The organism is Streptomyces fradiae ATCC 10745 = DSM 40063 (assembly GCF_008704425.1).
GTDB classification, from domain to species: domain Bacteria; phylum Actinomycetota; class Actinomycetes; order Streptomycetales; family Streptomycetaceae; genus Streptomyces; species Streptomyces fradiae.
The window spans coordinates 4,551,438-4,567,447 of sequence record NZ_CP023696.1 but is presented as its reverse complement, the minus strand read 5'-3'; the positions used below and the strand labels follow the sequence as shown (position 1 = coordinate 4,567,447).

Sequence of the window (16,010 nt, the reverse complement as noted above, 5' to 3'; positions counted from 1 at the left end):
CCTGTGGAAAACCCCTCATCCGGCGCTCACCGGAGCGTTCCGGCCGCGCGGGCGGTGCGCTACTCGACGACGTGGCGGCCTTCGGGGAGGGCGCTGCACGAGGCGCGGAAGGCGCAGTTCGTGCAGTGCTGGCCCGTGCTGGGCGTGAAGCGCTCGTCGAGGACGCGGCCCGCGGCGGTGGCGAGCAGGTCGGCCACCCACTCCTCGGACGGCGGCTCCTGCGCCTGGACGCGCGGCAGGGCGTCGCCGCCCTCCCTCTTGGGGGCGGCCTGCCGCAGGTGGACCAGTTCGGCGCCGCCCGGTTCGGGGCGCCGGCCGTCGAACACCTCGTCCACGGCGCCCTCCCGTACCGCGGTCTGGTAGACCGCGAGCTGGGGGTGGCGGGCCACCTCGTCCCTGGTGGGGGCCTGCTTGCCCGTCTTGAAGTCCACGACGTAGGCCCGGCCCAGCTCGTCTCGCTCGACACGGTCCATGGAGCCGCGGATGCGGACCTCGTACCCCCCCGCCTCCAGGGTCACGTCGAAGCCGTGCTCGGTGGCGGCGACGGCACGCCCGCCCCGGTCCATCACGTGCCAGCGCAGGAAGCGCTCCAGGGCCGCGCGCGCGTGCTCCTTCTCCTGAGCGGACTTCCAGGGCGCCTCGAACGCCAGGGCCTCCCACACGGAGTCGAGGCGCTCCATGAGGACCGCCAGGTCGGCGGGGGTACGGCCGGAGGCGACCTCGTCGGCCAGCACGTGCACGACGTTGCCGAAGCCCTGTGCGGCGGTCGCGGGGGCGTCCGCCTTCACCTCCCGGCCCAGGAACCACTGGAGGGAGCAGGTGTGGACCAGCTGGTCCAGGGCGCTGCCGGAGAGCGCGACGGGCCGGTCGCGGTCCCGGAGCGGCGCGGGGGCGTGCGTGGGGTCGTACAGGCCCCACCAGCGGTACGGGTGGGCGGCGTGGACCAGGGGCTGGCCCTCGTCGTCGGCGAGCGCGGCGAGCCGGGCCAGCCTGCGGGCCGCCGCGTCCCGCAGGGCGGGCGACGCGTCCGGGTCGACGGTGGTGGCGCGCAGCTCCGCGACCAGCGCGGCGACCGCGAGGGGACGGCGCGGGCGGGCGGTGACGTCCTTCGGCTCGACGCCCAGCTCGGCGAGGAACCGCGACGGCTGGTCGCCGTCCTCGGCGGGCGCCTTGACGGCGGTGACGACGAGCCGGTCCCGCGCGCGCGTGGCGGCGACGTAGAACAGGCGGCGCTCCTCCGCGAGGAGGGCGCCGGGGGTGAGCGGTTCGGCCAGGCCGTCGCGGCCGATCCGGTCGGCCTCCAGCAGCGAGCCGCGCCGCCGGAGGTCGGGCCAGAGCCCCTCCTGCACGCCCGCGACGACCACGAGGCCCCATTCGAGGCCCTTGGACCGGTGGGCGGTCATCAGCCGTACGGCGTCGGGGCGGACCTGCCGCCTGGACAGCGTGTCGGCGGCGATGTCCTGCGCCTCCAGCTCCGCGAGGAAGTTCAGGGCGCCGCGCCCGCCGGTGCGCTCCTCGGCGCGGGCCGCGGTGTCGAACAGCGCGCACACCGCGTCGAGGTCCCGGTCCGCGTTGCGGCCGGCGGGGCCGCCGCGCAGGGCGGCGCGGTGGAGGCGGCCGGGCCAGCCGGTGCCGTTCCACAGGTGCCAGAGGGCCTCCTCCGCGGTGCCGCCCGCGGCGAGCAGCTCCCGCGTCTCGCGCAGGAGCCTGCCCAGGTGCTGCGCCCCGCGCGCGTAGGCGGGGTCGTGGGCCACGAGCCGTTCCGGTTCGGCGAGGGCGCGGGCCAGCAGTTCGTCGGAGGGTGGCGGGACCTTGTTGCCGGCCGCCCGCTCCTCGTCGCGCAGGGCCCGCCCGAGGCGCCGGAGGTCGGCCGCGTCCATGCCGCCGAGCGGGGAGGTGAGCAGCGTGAGCGCCGTCTCGGTGTCCAGCCAGGCGGCAGGGCCCGGGGTGGGGGCGGCGGGGCCGGTGGCCGGGGCGGCGGGGTCGGCCGGGGCGGCCGGGTCGGCGACGGCGGGAGCTGTGGGGGCGGCGGGGTGGGTGGGGTCGGTGGCGGCGGGGCCGGTGCCGTCGGTGGCTGAGGGGTCGGCGACGTCCAAGACCTCGGTGGCCGGGGGGTCCACCTCGCTGACCTCGGTGGCCGCCGGGGCGTCGGCGGCCGGGGCATCCGCCGCCGGGGCGTCGGCGGCCGGGGTGTCGGCGGCCGGGGCATCCGCCGCCGGGGCGTCGGTGGCCGGGGCGTCGGCCTCCTCGGCCGCGGCCGTCCCGGCCTGCCCTTCCGCCACGGCCGGCGCGGCGTCGTCCTCTCCGGCGCGGGCGGCGTCCGGTGGGGACTGGTCCGCCCGCGCGGCCCCGCGCAGGGCCGCCGTCGCCGTGGCGCGCAGGGCGGTCAGGAGGGGCGAGACGGCCGGTTCGTGGCGCAGGGCCACGTCCGCGCCGTCCGTCTCCAGCGGCACGCCCGCCGATGTCAGGGCGCGGCGCAGCGACGGCAGGGAGCGGGCCCCGGCGCGCACCAGCACGGCCATGTCGCTCCACGGCACCCCGTCCTCCAGGTGCGCGCGCCGCAGGATGTCCGCGACGTTCTCCAGCTCCGTGGACGCGGTCGGGAAGGTGTACGCCTCCACGCGGCCGCCCTCCCGGACGGGCGCCAGGTCGCGGTGGGCCCGGACGGTGTCCGCGGGCAGGCGCGGCAGCGGCATCCGCGCGGTCAGCAGCCGGGTCGCCGCCAGCACCCCCGCGGCGGAGCGGCGCGAGGTGCGCAGCACGGCGACCGGCGCGGGGCCGCCGTCCGCGCGCCGGAAGACGTGCGGGAACTCCAGGATGCCGTTGACGTCCGCGCCCCGGAACGCGTAGATCGACTGGTCGGGGTCGCCGAACGCGTACAGGGTCCTGCCCTGCCCGGCCAGCGCCCGCAGCAGCCGGACCTGCGCCGGATCGGTGTCCTGGTACTCGTCGACGAACACGGCGTCGTACGCGGGCAGCGTCACGCGCCCGGCGAGGAGCACCGCCCGGTGCACCAGCTCCGCGTAGTCGAGGACGCCCTGCATGTCGAGGACGTCGAGGTACTCGGCGAGGAACTCGGCCGCCGCCGACCAGTCGCGCCGCCCCGTGCGCGCGGCGAACGCGGCCAGCGCGCGCGGGCCGAGGCCCAGCTCACGCGAGCGGGCCAGCACGGCGCGCACCTCGTCGGCGAAGCCGCGCGTGGTGAGGCAGGCCCGCAGCTCGTCGGGCCAGTGGATGCGCGCGAGGCCGTCGCGTTCCAGGTCGAGCTGTCCGGCGAGCAGCTCGCGCACGGCGACGTCCTGCTCGGGGCCGGAGAGCAGGCGCAGCGGCTCGGCGAACAGGTCGGCGTCCTGGTGGGCGCGGACGAGCGCGTAGCAGTACGAGTGGAACGTCGTCGCCTGCGGGGCGCGCGCGCCGGGCAGCCGGGCGGCCATGCGGTCGCGCAGCTCGACGGCGGCCTTGCGGCTGAACGTGAGGACGAGCAGCCGATCCGGGTCGGCGCCCCGCTCGATCCGGGCCGCCACCGCCTCGACGAGGGTCGTCGTCTTGCCGGTGCCCGGGCCGGCCAGGACGAGAAGGGGCCCGTCCGCGTGATCAACCACCGCCCGCTGCGCTGCGTCCAGGGAAGGAGGGGCCACCGGGGCCGGCGGGGTACGCACCAGCCGGTACGCGCCCGGCGTCCCCGGCCGTGCCGGTTCCTGGCGCGGCGCGCGCCGGGTGGTGGAGGAGGAGCTCACGTGGATCGCCGGTCCTGGGAGGTGTGCCGAAGGTGAGGGTGCGGTGGAGAAGGGGCGCGGCCCCGCCGGATGGCGGAAGCTGTCAATTGTGAGCCATCGCACGCCCGGTGTCGTCCGCGTCGCCGCCGGCGCCGTCGGCGACGCCGGTCCCGTCCCAGCGTGCCCGCCTCATGTCGAGGCGCGCCGGCCGGTCCGCGGTGCCGCGCGCCGTCGCGGTCTCCCGCAGCGGCGTGGCCTCCTCACGGTAGTGGCCCAGCGCGCGCTGCTCGTGGCCGGGCAGCAGCCGCCCGTCGGCGCGCACGACGCGCCACCACGGCGCGGCGCCGCCGTAGAGCGCCATGACCCGGCCGACCTGCCGGGGGCCGCCTTCACCCAGCCACTCGGCGACGTCGCCGTACGTCATCACCCGGCCGGGTGGGATGAGTTCGGCGACCTCCAGCACGCGCTCCGCGTACTCCGGAAGCCGGTCGGGGGGCGTCTCGGCAGTCATCCGCTCCATCCTGCACCACGGCTGCGACATCGCGGGCACCCCACCCTGATGCCCTCGGCCGCCGCCACGCCGTGCCACCATCTTCCGGGCGGTGACTGGTGATACGAGATCAAGAAGAGACGGACGAGGAGAAGGGAAGGGACGTGCGGCCTCCCGACGTGGCGAGCGGTCCCGGCGCCGGGCCGCGCCCGCACGCCGCCTCGCGGGGCGAGGGTGCGGACGGGCCCGCCGAGCCTGGCTCCGGCGGTCGGCGGCCCGGCGTACGCGGCGGCGGGGCGGCGGACAGCGGTGGCGCCGGGTCCGGGAGCGGTGACGCGCGGCACAGCGGTGAGAAGCACCACAGCGGTGCGGCGCCTCGCGACGACGCCGCGCCGGACCGCCCCGCGGCGGAGGGGACCGGCACCACCGGCGCCACCGGCGCCCCCGACTCCGGCCCTGCCCCTGGCTCCGGTCCTGGCCCTGCCCCCGGCGCCGGCCCTGACCCTGGCTCCGAGTCCGGGTCCGGCTCCGGCTCCGGCTCCGGCTCCGGCTCCGGCGGGAACCCTGGCTCCCCCGTGGCACCCGACGCGTCCGACCCCTCGGGGTCACCGGACGCGGCCGGCGCCCCCGACGCAGCCGGGACGCCCGGCACACCCGACGGCACACCCGGCGCGTCCGGTGCCCCCGGCCCCCTCGGCGAGCAGCACAGCGACCTCTCCGGGGACGAGCCGCTGCTCGCCGCGCGCGTGCACCGCCCCTCCGATCTGCTGCGCCTGCTGGTCGGCGTCCTCGCGATCGTCGTGGTCATCGGCATCGCGGCCTTCGCCAGCGGCACCACCTCCGGACTCGAGCAGGACATCAGCAAGGGCACCGGCCAGGCGCCGGACGTCTTCGTCAAGATCGCCGGCCTCGTCTCCAGCATCGCCGTCCTGCTGGTGCCGGTGGCGTTCGCGATCGAGCGGCTGATCAAACGCGACGGCCTGCGCATCGCGGACGGGGTCCTCGCGGCCGTACTGGCGCACGGCGTGACCCTGGCGACGGACCTGTGGGTGGCCCAGGGGGCGCCCACGGCGATCCAGGACGCCCTCACCCAGCCGCAGAGCGGCGGCGGGCTGACGGACCCCGTGCACGGCTACCTGGCGCCGGTCATCGCGTACATGTCGGCGGTCGGCATGGCGCGGCGGCCCCGCTGGCGGGTCGTGCTGTGGGTGGTGCTGCTGCTCGACGCGTTCACCATGCTGGTGGCGGGCTACACCACCCCGTTGTCGATCATCCTGACGATCCTGATCGGCTGGACCGTCGCGTACGGGACGCTCTACACGGTCGGCTCGCCGAACGTCCGCCCCACGGGGCAGACGCTCCTGGCGGGCCTGCGGCACGTCGGATTCCGGCCCGTGGCCGCCATGCGCGCGGGGGGCCTGCCGGAGACGGCCGAGCAGGGCGACCGGGGCCGCCGCTACCTGGTCACCCTGGAGGAGGGCTCGCCCCTCGACGTGACCGTCGTCGACCGGGAGCAGCAGGCTCAGGGGTTCTTCTACCGGGTGTGGCGGCGGCTGACGCTGCGCGGCATCACCACCCGCCGTTCGATCCAGTCGCTGCGGCAGGCGCTGGAGCAGGAGGCCCTCCTCGCGTACGCGGCGATCGCCGCCGGGGCGAACGCGCCGAAGCTGATCGCCACCTCCGAGCTGGGCCCGGACGCCGTGATGCTCGTCTACGAGCACCGGGGCGGGCGGTCCCTGGACGCGCTCTCCGACGAGGAGATCACCGACGAGGTCGTGCGCTCCTGCTGGCACCAGGTGAGGGCACTGCAGTCGCGGCGCATCGCGCACCGCAGGCTGACGGGCGACGCCCTGCTGGTGGATCGTTCCGGCAAGGTGGTGATCACCGACCTGCGGGGCGGGGAGATCGCCGCGGGCGACCTCGTGCTGCGGATGGACACCGCGCAGCTGCTGACCACGCTCGGCCTGCGGGTCGGGGCCGAGCGGGCGGTCGCCGCCGCGGTGGACGTGCTGGGCCCCGACAAGGTGGCGGACTGCCTGCCGCTGCTGCAGCCCATCGCGCTGAGCCGGTCCACGCGGGCGACGCTGCGGCGGCTGGCCCGCGAGCGGTCGCAGCGGGAGCGCGAGGCGGTGCTCCAGGCGTCGGAGGCGGCGAAGCGGGCCCGCCTGGAGGCCGGCAGCGGCTCCGCCGAGGCCGGCTCGAAGGCGGAGCGCAAGGCCGTCCGGGCGGAGAAGCAGGCCGAGAAGCGGGCCCTGGAGGACGCGCTGCACGAGGCGCGCGAGGAGGACCTGCTGGCGCAGATCCGCCGCCAGGTGCTGCTGATCAGGCCGCAGGCGCCGGTGGAGCCGGTGCGGCTGGAGCGGATCAGGCCCCGCACGCTGATCAGCCTGATCGCGGGCGCCATCGCGGCGTACTTCCTGCTGTCGCAGATCGCCAGCATCCCGCTGTCGTCGATCAGCGACGCGGACCTGGGCTGGGTCACCGTCGCGGTCGCGTGTTCGGCGCTCAGCTATGTGGCGGCGGCGATGAGCCTGCTCGGCTTCGTGCCGGAGCGCGTGTCGTTCCTGCGGACCGTGGTGGCCCAGGTGGCCGGGTCCTTCGTCAAGATCGTCGCGCCGGCGGCGGTCGGCGGCGTCGCGCTGAACACGCGCTTCCTCCAGCGGTCGGGGGTGCGCCCGGGCCTCGCCGTCGCGAGTGTCGGCGCCTCGCAGCTGTTCGGGCTGGGCGCGCACATCCTGCTGCTGCTGGCGTTCGGCTACCTGACCGGCACGGAGCGGTCGCAGGACGACTTCACCCCCTCCCGGACGGTCATCGCCGGTCTGCTGACGATCGCGGTGCTGCTGCTGGTGGTGACGGCCGTCCCGGCGCTGCGGAAGTTCGTCTCGACCCGCCTGCGGTCGTTGTTCGCCGGTGTGGTGCCGCGCATGCTGGACGTCCTCCAGCGGCCGGGGAAGCTGCTGACGGGCATCGGCGGGATGCTGCTGCTGACGGCCACGTTCGTGCTGTGCCTGGACGCGTCGGTACGGGCGTTCAACGGCGGCGAGCAGCCGTTGACGTACGCGAGCCTCGCCGTGGTGTTCCTGGCGGGCAACGCGCTCGGGTCGGCGGCGCCCACCCCCGGCGGCGTCGGCGCCGTCGAGGGCGCCCTGCTGGCCGGCCTGGTGCTGGCCGGGGTCCCCAAGGAGGTCGCGGCGCCCGCGGTACTGCTGTACCGGCTGCTGACGCTGTGGCTGCCGGTGCTGCCGGGCTGGGTGTCGTTCAACCACCTGACGCGCAAGGGCGCGCTGTAGCCGGGCCCCCTCGCGGGGCGGGGGCGGCTTGGCTGCGGGGCGCGTGGCGGGGGCGGCGGCGTGGCTGCGGGATGCCTGGCGGGGGCGGCGGCGTGGCTGCGGGGTGGAGCGGTCCAGCTGCGGGGAGTCTCGCGCGGCGGGGCGGTGCGGCGGTGAGGGCTCCATGGGCGCGCGGGACCCCGCTTCGGCCGGGCGCCGTCCCGTCCTGCGCGCGGGCGCCCCACCACCCGGGTACCCGCCCGGTGCGACCCACCGCCTCGCGGATGCGAGCCGCCTCGTACGATCACCCTTGCTTCTGCGAGCCTCCCGGGCCTAGATTGCCGCGTATGCGGTCCTACACCTCGCAGCAGGCGGCGCGCCTCCTGGGCGTCAGCGCCGACACCGTGCGCCGCTGGGCGGACGCCGGGCGACTCGTGACGCGCCGCGACGAGGCCGGGCGGCGCCTCGTCGACGGGCCGGACCTCGCGGCGTTCGCCGTCGAGCTGGCCGCGCAGCCCGGCGACGGCGCCGACGTGCCGTACACCAGCGCCCGCAACGCCTTCCCCGGCATCGTCACCGCGGTGAAGGTGGGCGACGTGGCCGCGCAGGTGGAGATCCAGGCCGGTCCGCACCGACTCGTGTCCCTGCTGACCCGCGAGGCCGTCGAGGAGCTGGGCCTGGAGGTGGGCGTGGAAGCCGTGGCGCGGGTGAAGTCCACCAACGTCCACATCGACCGCGTCTGACCACGGCCGGCGATGGCTGGACCACATATGACCACCCGTAAGCCGACCCCGCACCGGAGGTTCCCGTGCGCCGTACAGCGCGCCATGTGATCGCCGCCCTGCTGTCGGCGGCCCTGCTGCTGCCGCTGGCGGCCTGCGGGGGCTTCGGGGCTCCCGCGGCCGGAACGGCGGAGACCTCCGGGCCCGGCGGCCGGAAGCTGACCGTCCTGGCCGCCGCGTCCCTCACGGACGTCTTCGGGGAGATCGGCGCCGCCTACGAGCGGCAGCACCCCGGAACGGACGTGGTGTTCTCCTTCGCCGGATCGCAGGAGCTGGCGTCCCAGGTGCGCCAGGGCGTCCCGGCCGACGTCCTCGTCACCGCCGACTCCCCGACCATGGAGGGCCTGCGGGAGGCGACCGGTGAAGCCGTCGTCATCGCCCGCAACCGGCTCGCCATCGCCACCGCCGGGGGCAACCCGCGGCGGATCGCCGGGCTGCGCGACCTGGCCCGGGAGGACCTGAAGGTGGTGCTGGCCGCTCCCGAGGTGCCCGCCGGGCGCTACAGCCGCCGGATCCTGGACAAGGCGGGCGTGACCGTCCGGCCCGTCTCGGAGGAGCCGAGCGTCCGCGCCGTCCTCGGCAAGATCCGGCTGGGCGAGGCGGACGCCGGGCTCGTGTACGTCACCGACGCGACCGCCGCCCGAGGCGCCGTCGACACCGTCGCCGTGCCCGACGCGCAGAACGCCGTCGCGTCCTACCCGGCCGCCGCCCTGGACACGGCGCGCGACGCCGGTGCGGCACGCGGCTTCGTGGAGTGGCTGCGCTCGGCACACGCGCGCCGGCTGCTGTCGGCGGCCGGCTTCGAGACGCCGTGACGCCGCTCCGGCGGGCCCCCCTCGCGCTGGCGGCGCCCGCACTCCTCGCGGTCGCCTTCCTGCTGCTGCCACTCGCCGGGGTGCTGGTCCAGGCGCCGTGGGGCACGCTCGGCGAGCGGCTGACCGCTCCGGACGTGCGGGAGGCGCTCGGCCTGTCGCTGGCCGTCTCCGGGTGGGCGCTCGCCCTGTCGCTGCTGCTCGGTGTACCGCTGGCCTGGGTGCTGGCCCGCGTCGACTTCCCCGGCAAGGCACTGCTGCGGGTGGTCGTGATGCTGCCCATGGTCCTGCCGCCCACCGTGGCCGGGGTGGCACTGCTGCAGGGCTTCGGGCGGCGCGGTCTGCTGGGCGGGGTACTCGCCGGCTCCTTCGGCGTGACGCTGCCCTTCTCGACCGCGGGCGCGGTCGTGGCGGCGGCGTTCGTGGCGATGCCGTTCCTGGTGATCAGCCTGGAGGGGGCGCTCGCGGGGCTGCACCCGCGCTACGAGGAGACCGCGGCGTCGCTGGGCGCCGGGCCGCTGCGGGCCTTCCTCACGGTGACCGTGCCGATGGTCGGACCGGGCCTGGTGGCGGGTGCGGCGCTGTGCTGGGCGCGGGCGCTGGGCGAGTTCGGCGCGACCATCACCTTCGCCGGGAACCTGCCCGGCACGACGCAGACCCTGCCCCTCCAGGTGTACCTGCTGCTCCAGAACGACCCGGAGGGCGCGGTCGCCGTGTCACTGCTGCTGCTCGTCACGGCCGCGGCGGTCCTGATCGCGCTGCGGGGCCGCTGGCTGGGCCACGCGGCGGTACGGGAGGCCCGGCCCGCGCCGGGCGGAGCGGAGAACGAGGAGGGGCCCGAGGCCGCCGGGGCGCCCGGCGCCGGCCGGCTCCGGTGGGGCACGGGCGCCAGGCTCCGGAGGGGCACGGGCGCCAGGCTCCGGAGGGGCGACGGCGCCCGGCCGGGGAAGGACGGCGGACGCGGGGCGGAGGCGGGCGCGGCGCGGCGGGGCGCGGGGCCCGGCGTGACAGGCCCGGCCCTCGGTCCGGATGAGGGCGGGGACGGCGCTCCGGACGGGCGCCGGGGCGGGGCGCCGGCGTCGTGGCCGCTGTCGGCCGCCGTGCGCGGGGCCACCGCCCTGGACCTCGACGTGCCCGCCGGCACGACCGTCGCCGTCGTCGGGCCGAACGGCGCCGGGAAGAGCACCCTGCTGCGGGCGCTGCTGGGCCTCACCCCGCGCGCCGCGGCCACGAGGCTGCGCCTCGGCGGGCCGGAGCTGTCGGGGCTGCCGCCGCATCGGCGCGGCATCGCCTGGGTGCCGCAGGACGGGGCGCTGTTCCCGCACCTGACCGCGCTGGCGAACACCGCGTACGGGCTGCGCGCGCGGGGCGTGCCGCGGGCCGCCGCGCGCGTGGAGGCGTACGGGTGGCTGGAGCGGCTGGGCGTGGGCGCGCTGGCGCACCGCAGGCCGGGCCAGCTGTCGGGCGGGCAGGCGCAGCGGGTGGCGCTCGCGCGGGCGCTCGCCGCCCGGCCCCGGCTGCTGCTGCTGGACGAGCCGCTGGCCGCCCTGGACCAGACGACCCGCGCGCGGGTGCGGCACGCACTGCGGCAGCACCTGGCCGGGTTCCCCGGTGTGAGCCTGATCGTCACGCACGACCCGGTGGAGGCCGTGTCACTGGCCGATCTCGTCCTCGTGGTGGAGGAGGGGCGCCTCGTGCAGTACGCGGAGCCCGCCGAGGTGGCGCGGCACCCGCGCTCGCCGTGGGTCGCGCGGATGCTGGGCCGCAACGCCTGGCCGGGCACCGCACGGGACGGGGGTCTCGACACGGCGGGCGGCGCCCGGCTGGTGACGGCCGCCGACCCGGCGCCCGCCGACGGCGCGGCCGCCCTCGCGGTGGTGTCCCCCGAGGCCGTGTCGCTGCACGCCGCCCGTCCCTCCGGCAGCCCGCGCAACGTGTGGCCGGGCACCGTACGGGAGCTGGCGGCGTACGGGGCACGGCTGCGGGTCCTCGTGGCGGGCGGCGCCGGGGCGCCGGCCGAGGTGGTCGCCGAGGTGACCCCGGCCGCGGCGGCGGACCTGGGCCTGGCGGAGGGCGCCGGGGTGTGGGTGAGCGTGAAGGCGACCGAGATCACCGTCGTACCGCTGTGACGGCAAGTACCGCCGCGACCGCCGTGCGGCCGCGCCGAACGCCTGGCCGCACCGCCGCACCCGCCGCACCCGCCGTGCGGCCGCACGGCCGCCGGCCACCCGCATGGGCGTGCGTCGCGGGCGCCGGGGCGGCGGCGCGCCGACGATGGACCCATGTCGATCACTCGCCCTTCCTGGCGGAGGACACCCCGGCGGAGAGCCCCCGCGACGGCCTCCCGGCAGGCCCACCGCCGGCGCACCGCCGCACTCGCCGCCCTGGTCCTCCTCGCCGGCACCGCCGCGGGATGCGGCGGCGAGGACGAGAGCGGCGAGTCGGGCCAGGAGGCGATGCGGGAGCTGGCATCGCAGAAGCCGGCGTGGAAGGCCTGCACCCCGCCCGCGGCGGCGCCGGGCGGGGCGACCCCGCCGAGCCCGCTCCCCGACGGCACCGGATGGGAGTGCGCGTTCATGGACGCCCCGCTCGACTACGCCGATCCCGGCGGCGAGACGATCGAGCTGGCCATGATCCGCGTGAAGGCACGCGACCAGGAGAACCGGATCGGCTCCCTGGTCTTCAACTTCGGCGGGCCGGGCGGATCCGGGGTCACCGCGCTCCCGTCGTTCGCCCCCGACTACGAGAAGCTGCGCAGCCGCTACGACCTCGTCTCCTTCGACCCGCGCGGCGTCGGGCAGAGCGGCGGCGTGGAGTGCCTGGACCGGGCGCAGCTGGACGCCTTCTACGCGCAGGACGCGACGCCCGACGACGACGCCGAGGTGACGAGGTACCGGAGCGAGCTGGAGAAGTACGCGCGCGCCTGCGAGGAGAACTCCGGCGGGGTGCTGCCGCACGTCGGCACGGAGAACGCGGCCCGCGACATGGACCTGATGCGGCAGGTCCTCGGCGACGACAAGCTGTACTACTTCGGCATCTCGTACGGCACGGAGCTCGGCGGCGTGTACGCACACCTGTTCCCGCGCCGGGTCGGGCGGGCCGTCCTCGACGCCGTGGTCGACCCGACGGGGACCGCCGAGCAGGGCTCGCTCGGCCAGGCCAGGGGCTTCCAGCTGGCGCTGCGGAACTTCGCCCGCGACTGCGTGCGGCGCGGCGACGACTGCGCCCTGCCGGGCAGCACCCCGGAGGAGATCGAGCAGTCCGTCGCCGACCTGCTGGCGCGGCTCGACCAGCGCCCGATCCGCGGGATCGGCGACCGGCCGCTGACGCAGACCCTGGCCGCCAACGGCATCGCGCAGGCGCTGTACTCCAAGGAGTACTGGCAGTACCTGGAGCAGGGCCTGGACGAGGCGGACGGCGGCGACGGGGCGCTGCTGCTCGCCCTGGCCGACTCGATGAACGGCCGCGACGAGAACGGCGAGTACAGCAACCTCCAGGCCGCCAACGCGGCGATCAACTGCGTGGACGACCGGGCCCGCTTCACCCCCGAGCAGGTCGAGGCGAAGCTGCCCGAGTTCCGCGAGGCGTCGCCCGTCTTCGGCGACCTCCTCGCCTGGGGGCTGCTGTGGTGCGGCAGCTGGCCGGTGCCGGGCGAGGCCGACCACCCGGAGGTGAGCGCGCCCGGAGCGCCGCCGATCCTGGTGATCGGCACGACCGGCGACCCCGCCACGCCGTACGAGGGCGCCAAGGCCATGGCGTCCGCGCTCGGCGAGGGCGTCGGCATCGAGGTGACGTACCGGGGCGAGGGCCACGGCGCGTACAACAGCGGCGACGCCTGCGTGCAGCGCGTGGTGAACGCCTATCTCCTGGACGGGAAGGTCCCCCCGTCGGGGACGGTGTGCCCGTGAGGTTGTCCACAGGGTCGCCGGGGCTGTCCGCGGCGGCGCCTACGATGGCGGTTCAGCGGTGACACCGGGCAGGGCCCGGAGAGTTCTGGGGGAAGGCATGACCAAGCGGGTGCGGGTACGGGCCGTGGCGGCGGCCGCCACGGCGGCGCTGGTGGCCGGTGTGGTCGCGGGCTGCCAGGGCGACGGGGCGGCCGGTTCGGCCGGCGCGGGCGCCGCGCCGTCGGCGGGCGGGGCCGCGCCGGTCCGGCCGGGCAGTTCGGCGGGCATGCCGGACCTCCCGGCGGCGCTGACCGGGCAGAAGCCGCGGTGGGGGGCGTGCGAGGCGCCCGAGGGCGGTGAGGACCCCGGCGAGGGGTGGCGGTGCGCGACGGTGAAGGTGCCGCTGGACTACCGCGAGCCGGACGGCGAGACGCTGGCGGTGGCGCTGATCCGCAAGGAGGCCCGCGAGAAGAAGGGCCGCATCGGGTCCCTGCTGTTCAACTTCGGCGGGCCCGGCGCGTCCGGTGTGGAGATGCTGCCGGGCTTCGCCCCGGGGTACGAGGCGCTGAACGCCCGCTACGACCTGGTGGGCTTCGACCCGCGCGGGGTGGGCGGCAGCTCGGCGGTCGTGTGCCGGTCGGACGAGGAGCAGGCGGCGGCCGAGAAGCGGATCGACCTCACGCCCGACACGCCGGCGGAGGAAGCCGCGTACCTGAAGGACGGCGCGGACTTCGGCGCCGGCTGCGCCCGCCGCTCCGGCAAGCTGATCCCCCACGTCACCACCGGCAACACGGCCCGCGACATGGACGTGATCCGCCACGTGCTGGGCGACGACAGGCTGTACTACTTCGGCATCTCGTACGGCACGCAGCTCGGCGCGGCGTACGCGCACCTGTTCCCGAAGCACACGGGGCGGACGGTGCTGGACGCGGTGGTGGACCCGACCGCCGACAGCCTGGGCCACGCCCGGCACCAGACGACCGGCTTCCAGCGGGCGCTGAACAACTACCTCGCGTCCACGGGAGAGGACGCCGCCGAGGGCACGGCGCGGATCGCCCGCCTGCTGGACCGCCTGGACGAGCGGCCGCTGCCGACGAGCGGCGACCGGAAGCTGACGGAGGGCCTGGCGCTCACCGGCATCGTGCTGCCCCTGTACTCGGAGAGCAGCTGGCCGCTGCTGACGGAAGCGCTGCGGGAGGCGGAAGGCGGCCGGGGCGACGCGCTGCTGCGGCTCGCCGACATGTACAACGAGCGGGACGAGGACGGGCGCTACGGCACGGACAGCCACTCCCAGCGGGCGATCTCCTGCGCCGACACCGACCAGCGGCCGACGGCGGCCGAGGCGAAGGCGCTGCTGCCGGAGTTCCGGCGCATCTCACCCGTGTTCGGCGAGTTCCTCGCGTGGGACACGGCCGGCTGGTGCGCGAACTGGCCGGTGAAGGGCGAGGGCGGCGGCCAGGACGTGTCGGCGCCCGGCGCGCAGCCGATCCTGGTCGTGGGCACGACGGGCGACCCGGCCACCCCGTACGAGGGCGCCCGCAAGATGGCGGACGGCCTCGGCAAGGGCGTCGGCGTGCTCGTCACCAACAAGGGCGAGGGCCACGGCGCGTACGGGACGTCCGGCTGCGTGACCCGCACGGTCGACGACTACCTCCTGCGCGGCAAGGTCCCCGCGGACGGCACGACCTGCTCGTCGTAGCGGCCCGGCGGTGCGCCGTGGGCGGCACCGCGCCCACGGCGAAGCCCGCGGCACCGGCCATCGGGTCGGTGCCGCGGGCTTCCCCGGCCCCACCGGCCGGACGGCCGGCCGGGGCGGGTGGCGCTCAGTAGACCGGCTTGTGGGGCTCGATCTGGTTGACCCAGCCGATGACGCCTCCGCCGACGTGGACCGCGTCGGCGAACCCGGCCGACTTCAGGACGGCGAGGACTTCCGCACTGCGGACACCCGTCTTGCAATGCAGGACGATCTTCCGGTCCTGCGGGAGGTCCTGGAGGGCGTTGCCCATCAGGAACTCGTTCTTCGGGATCAGGCGAGCGCCGGGGATCGAGACGATCTCGTACTCGTTGATCTCGCGGACGTCGATGATGTCGATCTTCTCGCCCTCGTCGATCCACTCCTTGAGCTGCTTGGGAGTGATCGTGGAGCCGGCCGCCGCCTCCTGGGCCTCCTCGGAGACGACGCCGCAGAAGGCCTCGTAGTCGATGAGCTCGGTGACGGTCGGGTTCTCGCCGCAGACGGCGCAGTTCGGGTCCTTGCGGACCTTGACCTGCCGGTACTGCATCTCCAGGGCGTCGTAGATCATCAGGCGGCCGACCAGCGGGTCGCCCACGCCGGCGAGGAGCTTGATCGCCTCGGTGACCTGGATGGAGCCGACCGACGCGCACAGCACGCCCAGCACGCCGCCCTCGGCGCAGGAGGGGACCATGCCCGGCGGCGGGGGCTCCGGGTAGAGGCAGCGGTAGCAGGGGCCGTGCTCGGACCAGAAGACCGACGCCTGGCCGTCGAAGCGGTAGATGGAGCCCCAGACGTACGGCTTGCCCAGCAGCACGCACGCGTCGTTGACCAGGTAGCGCGTGGCGAAGTTGTCCGTGCCGTCGACGATGAGGTCGTACTGGCTGAAGATGTCCATCACGTTGTCGGCTTCGAGCCGCTCCTGGTGAAGGACCACGTTCACGTACGGGTTGATGCCCTTGACGGAGTCGCGGGCGGACTCCGCCTTGGAGCGGCCGATGTCGGACTGGCTGTGGATGATCTGGCGCTGCAGGTTCGACTCGTCGACCTCGTCGAACTCCACGATGCCGAGTGTGCCGACGCCCGCCGCGGCCAAGTACATCAGCGCGGGCGAGCCGAGGCCGCCGGCGCCCACGCACAGCACCTTGGCGTTCTTCAGCCGCTTCTGTCCGTCCATCCCGACGTCCGGGATGATCAGATGGCGGGAGTACCTGCGGACCTCGTCTACGGTGAGCTCGGCGGCCGGCTCGACCAGGGGTGGCAGCGACACGGGGACTCCGTTGGTCGTATGTCAGTACGGGACTACCCCCGCGCGGGCGGGG

9 protein-coding genes are annotated in these 16,010 nt (G+C 76.2%); 6 read left to right on the top strand and 3 right to left on the bottom strand.

Annotated elements, in window-relative coordinates:
- Positions 1-59: 59 nt before the first annotated feature.
- Together CP974_RS20530 and CP974_RS20525 are read right to left on the bottom strand one after the other, a co-directional pair.
- On the bottom strand, positions 60-3,737 hold the full coding sequence (locus CP974_RS20530; protein ID WP_150485840.1) for an ATP-dependent helicase: 3,678 nt from the start codon (positions 3,735-3,737) through the stop codon (positions 60-62).
- 82 nt (positions 3,738-3,819) lie between these two features.
- On the bottom strand, positions 3,820-4,227 hold the full coding sequence (locus tag CP974_RS20525) for an MGMT family protein (RefSeq protein WP_037937174.1): 408 nt from the start codon (positions 4,225-4,227) through the stop codon (positions 3,820-3,822).
- Positions 4,228-4,781: 554 nt separating this feature from the next.
- On the opposite strand from CP974_RS20525, the gene CP974_RS20515 reads away from it, so the two are divergent.
- From CP974_RS20515 to CP974_RS20490, 6 genes are all read left to right on the top strand, one after another.
- Entirely contained in the window at positions 4,782-7,496 is a 2,715-nt protein-coding gene (locus tag CP974_RS20515; RefSeq protein ID WP_031129861.1) for a lysylphosphatidylglycerol synthase domain-containing protein, read from the top strand.
- Positions 7,497-7,822: 326 nt separating this feature from the next.
- Entirely contained in the window at positions 7,823-8,218 is a 396-nt protein-coding gene (locus CP974_RS20510) for a TOBE domain-containing protein (protein WP_031129860.1), read from the top strand.
- A gap of 65 nt (positions 8,219-8,283) precedes the next feature.
- Entirely contained in the window at positions 8,284-9,072 is a 789-nt protein-coding gene (gene modA, locus CP974_RS20505; protein ID WP_031129859.1) for a molybdate ABC transporter substrate-binding protein, read from the top strand.
- On the top strand, positions 9,069-11,198 hold the full coding sequence (locus CP974_RS20500; RefSeq protein ID WP_031129857.1) for an ABC transporter permease: 2,130 nt from the start codon (positions 9,069-9,071) through the stop codon (positions 11,196-11,198). Before modA ends, CP974_RS20500 begins: the two co-directional genes overlap by 4 nt.
- Before the next feature lie 153 nt (positions 11,199-11,351).
- A complete protein-coding gene (locus CP974_RS20495) occupies positions 11,352-12,977 on the top strand; it encodes an alpha/beta hydrolase (RefSeq protein WP_031129856.1) in 1,626 nt (541 codons plus the stop codon).
- A gap of 97 nt (positions 12,978-13,074) precedes the next feature.
- On the top strand, positions 13,075-14,655 hold the full coding sequence (locus CP974_RS20490; RefSeq protein WP_031129855.1) for an alpha/beta hydrolase: 1,581 nt from the start codon (positions 13,075-13,077) through the stop codon (positions 14,653-14,655).
- A 124-nt stretch (positions 14,656-14,779) separates the two neighbouring features.
- Here the strand turns inward: CP974_RS20490 and moeZ are convergent, their stop codons facing one another.
- Complete coding sequence (gene moeZ / locus CP974_RS20485) at positions 14,780-15,958, bottom strand: adenylyltransferase/sulfurtransferase MoeZ (protein ID WP_031129854.1); 1,179 nt, start codon at positions 15,956-15,958, stop codon at positions 14,780-14,782.
- Between the last annotated feature and the right edge of the window lie 52 nt (positions 15,959-16,010).

Bases quoted from the DNA above. Each gene is read 5' to 3' on its own strand.
- CP974_RS20525 (WP_037937174.1), bottom strand. From the start codon at position 4,227: ATGACTGCCGAGACGCCCCCCGACCGGCTTCCGGAGTACGCGGAGCGC.
- CP974_RS20510 (WP_031129860.1), top strand. From the start codon at position 7,823: ATGCGGTCCTACACCTCGCAGCAGGCGGCGCGCCTCCTGGGCGTCAGC.
- CP974_RS20490 (WP_031129855.1), top strand. From the start codon at position 13,075: ATGACCAAGCGGGTGCGGGTACGGGCCGTGGCGGCGGCCGCCACGGCG.
- CP974_RS20495 (WP_031129856.1), top strand. From the start codon at position 11,352: ATGTCGATCACTCGCCCTTCCTGGCGGAGGACACCCCGGCGGAGAGCC.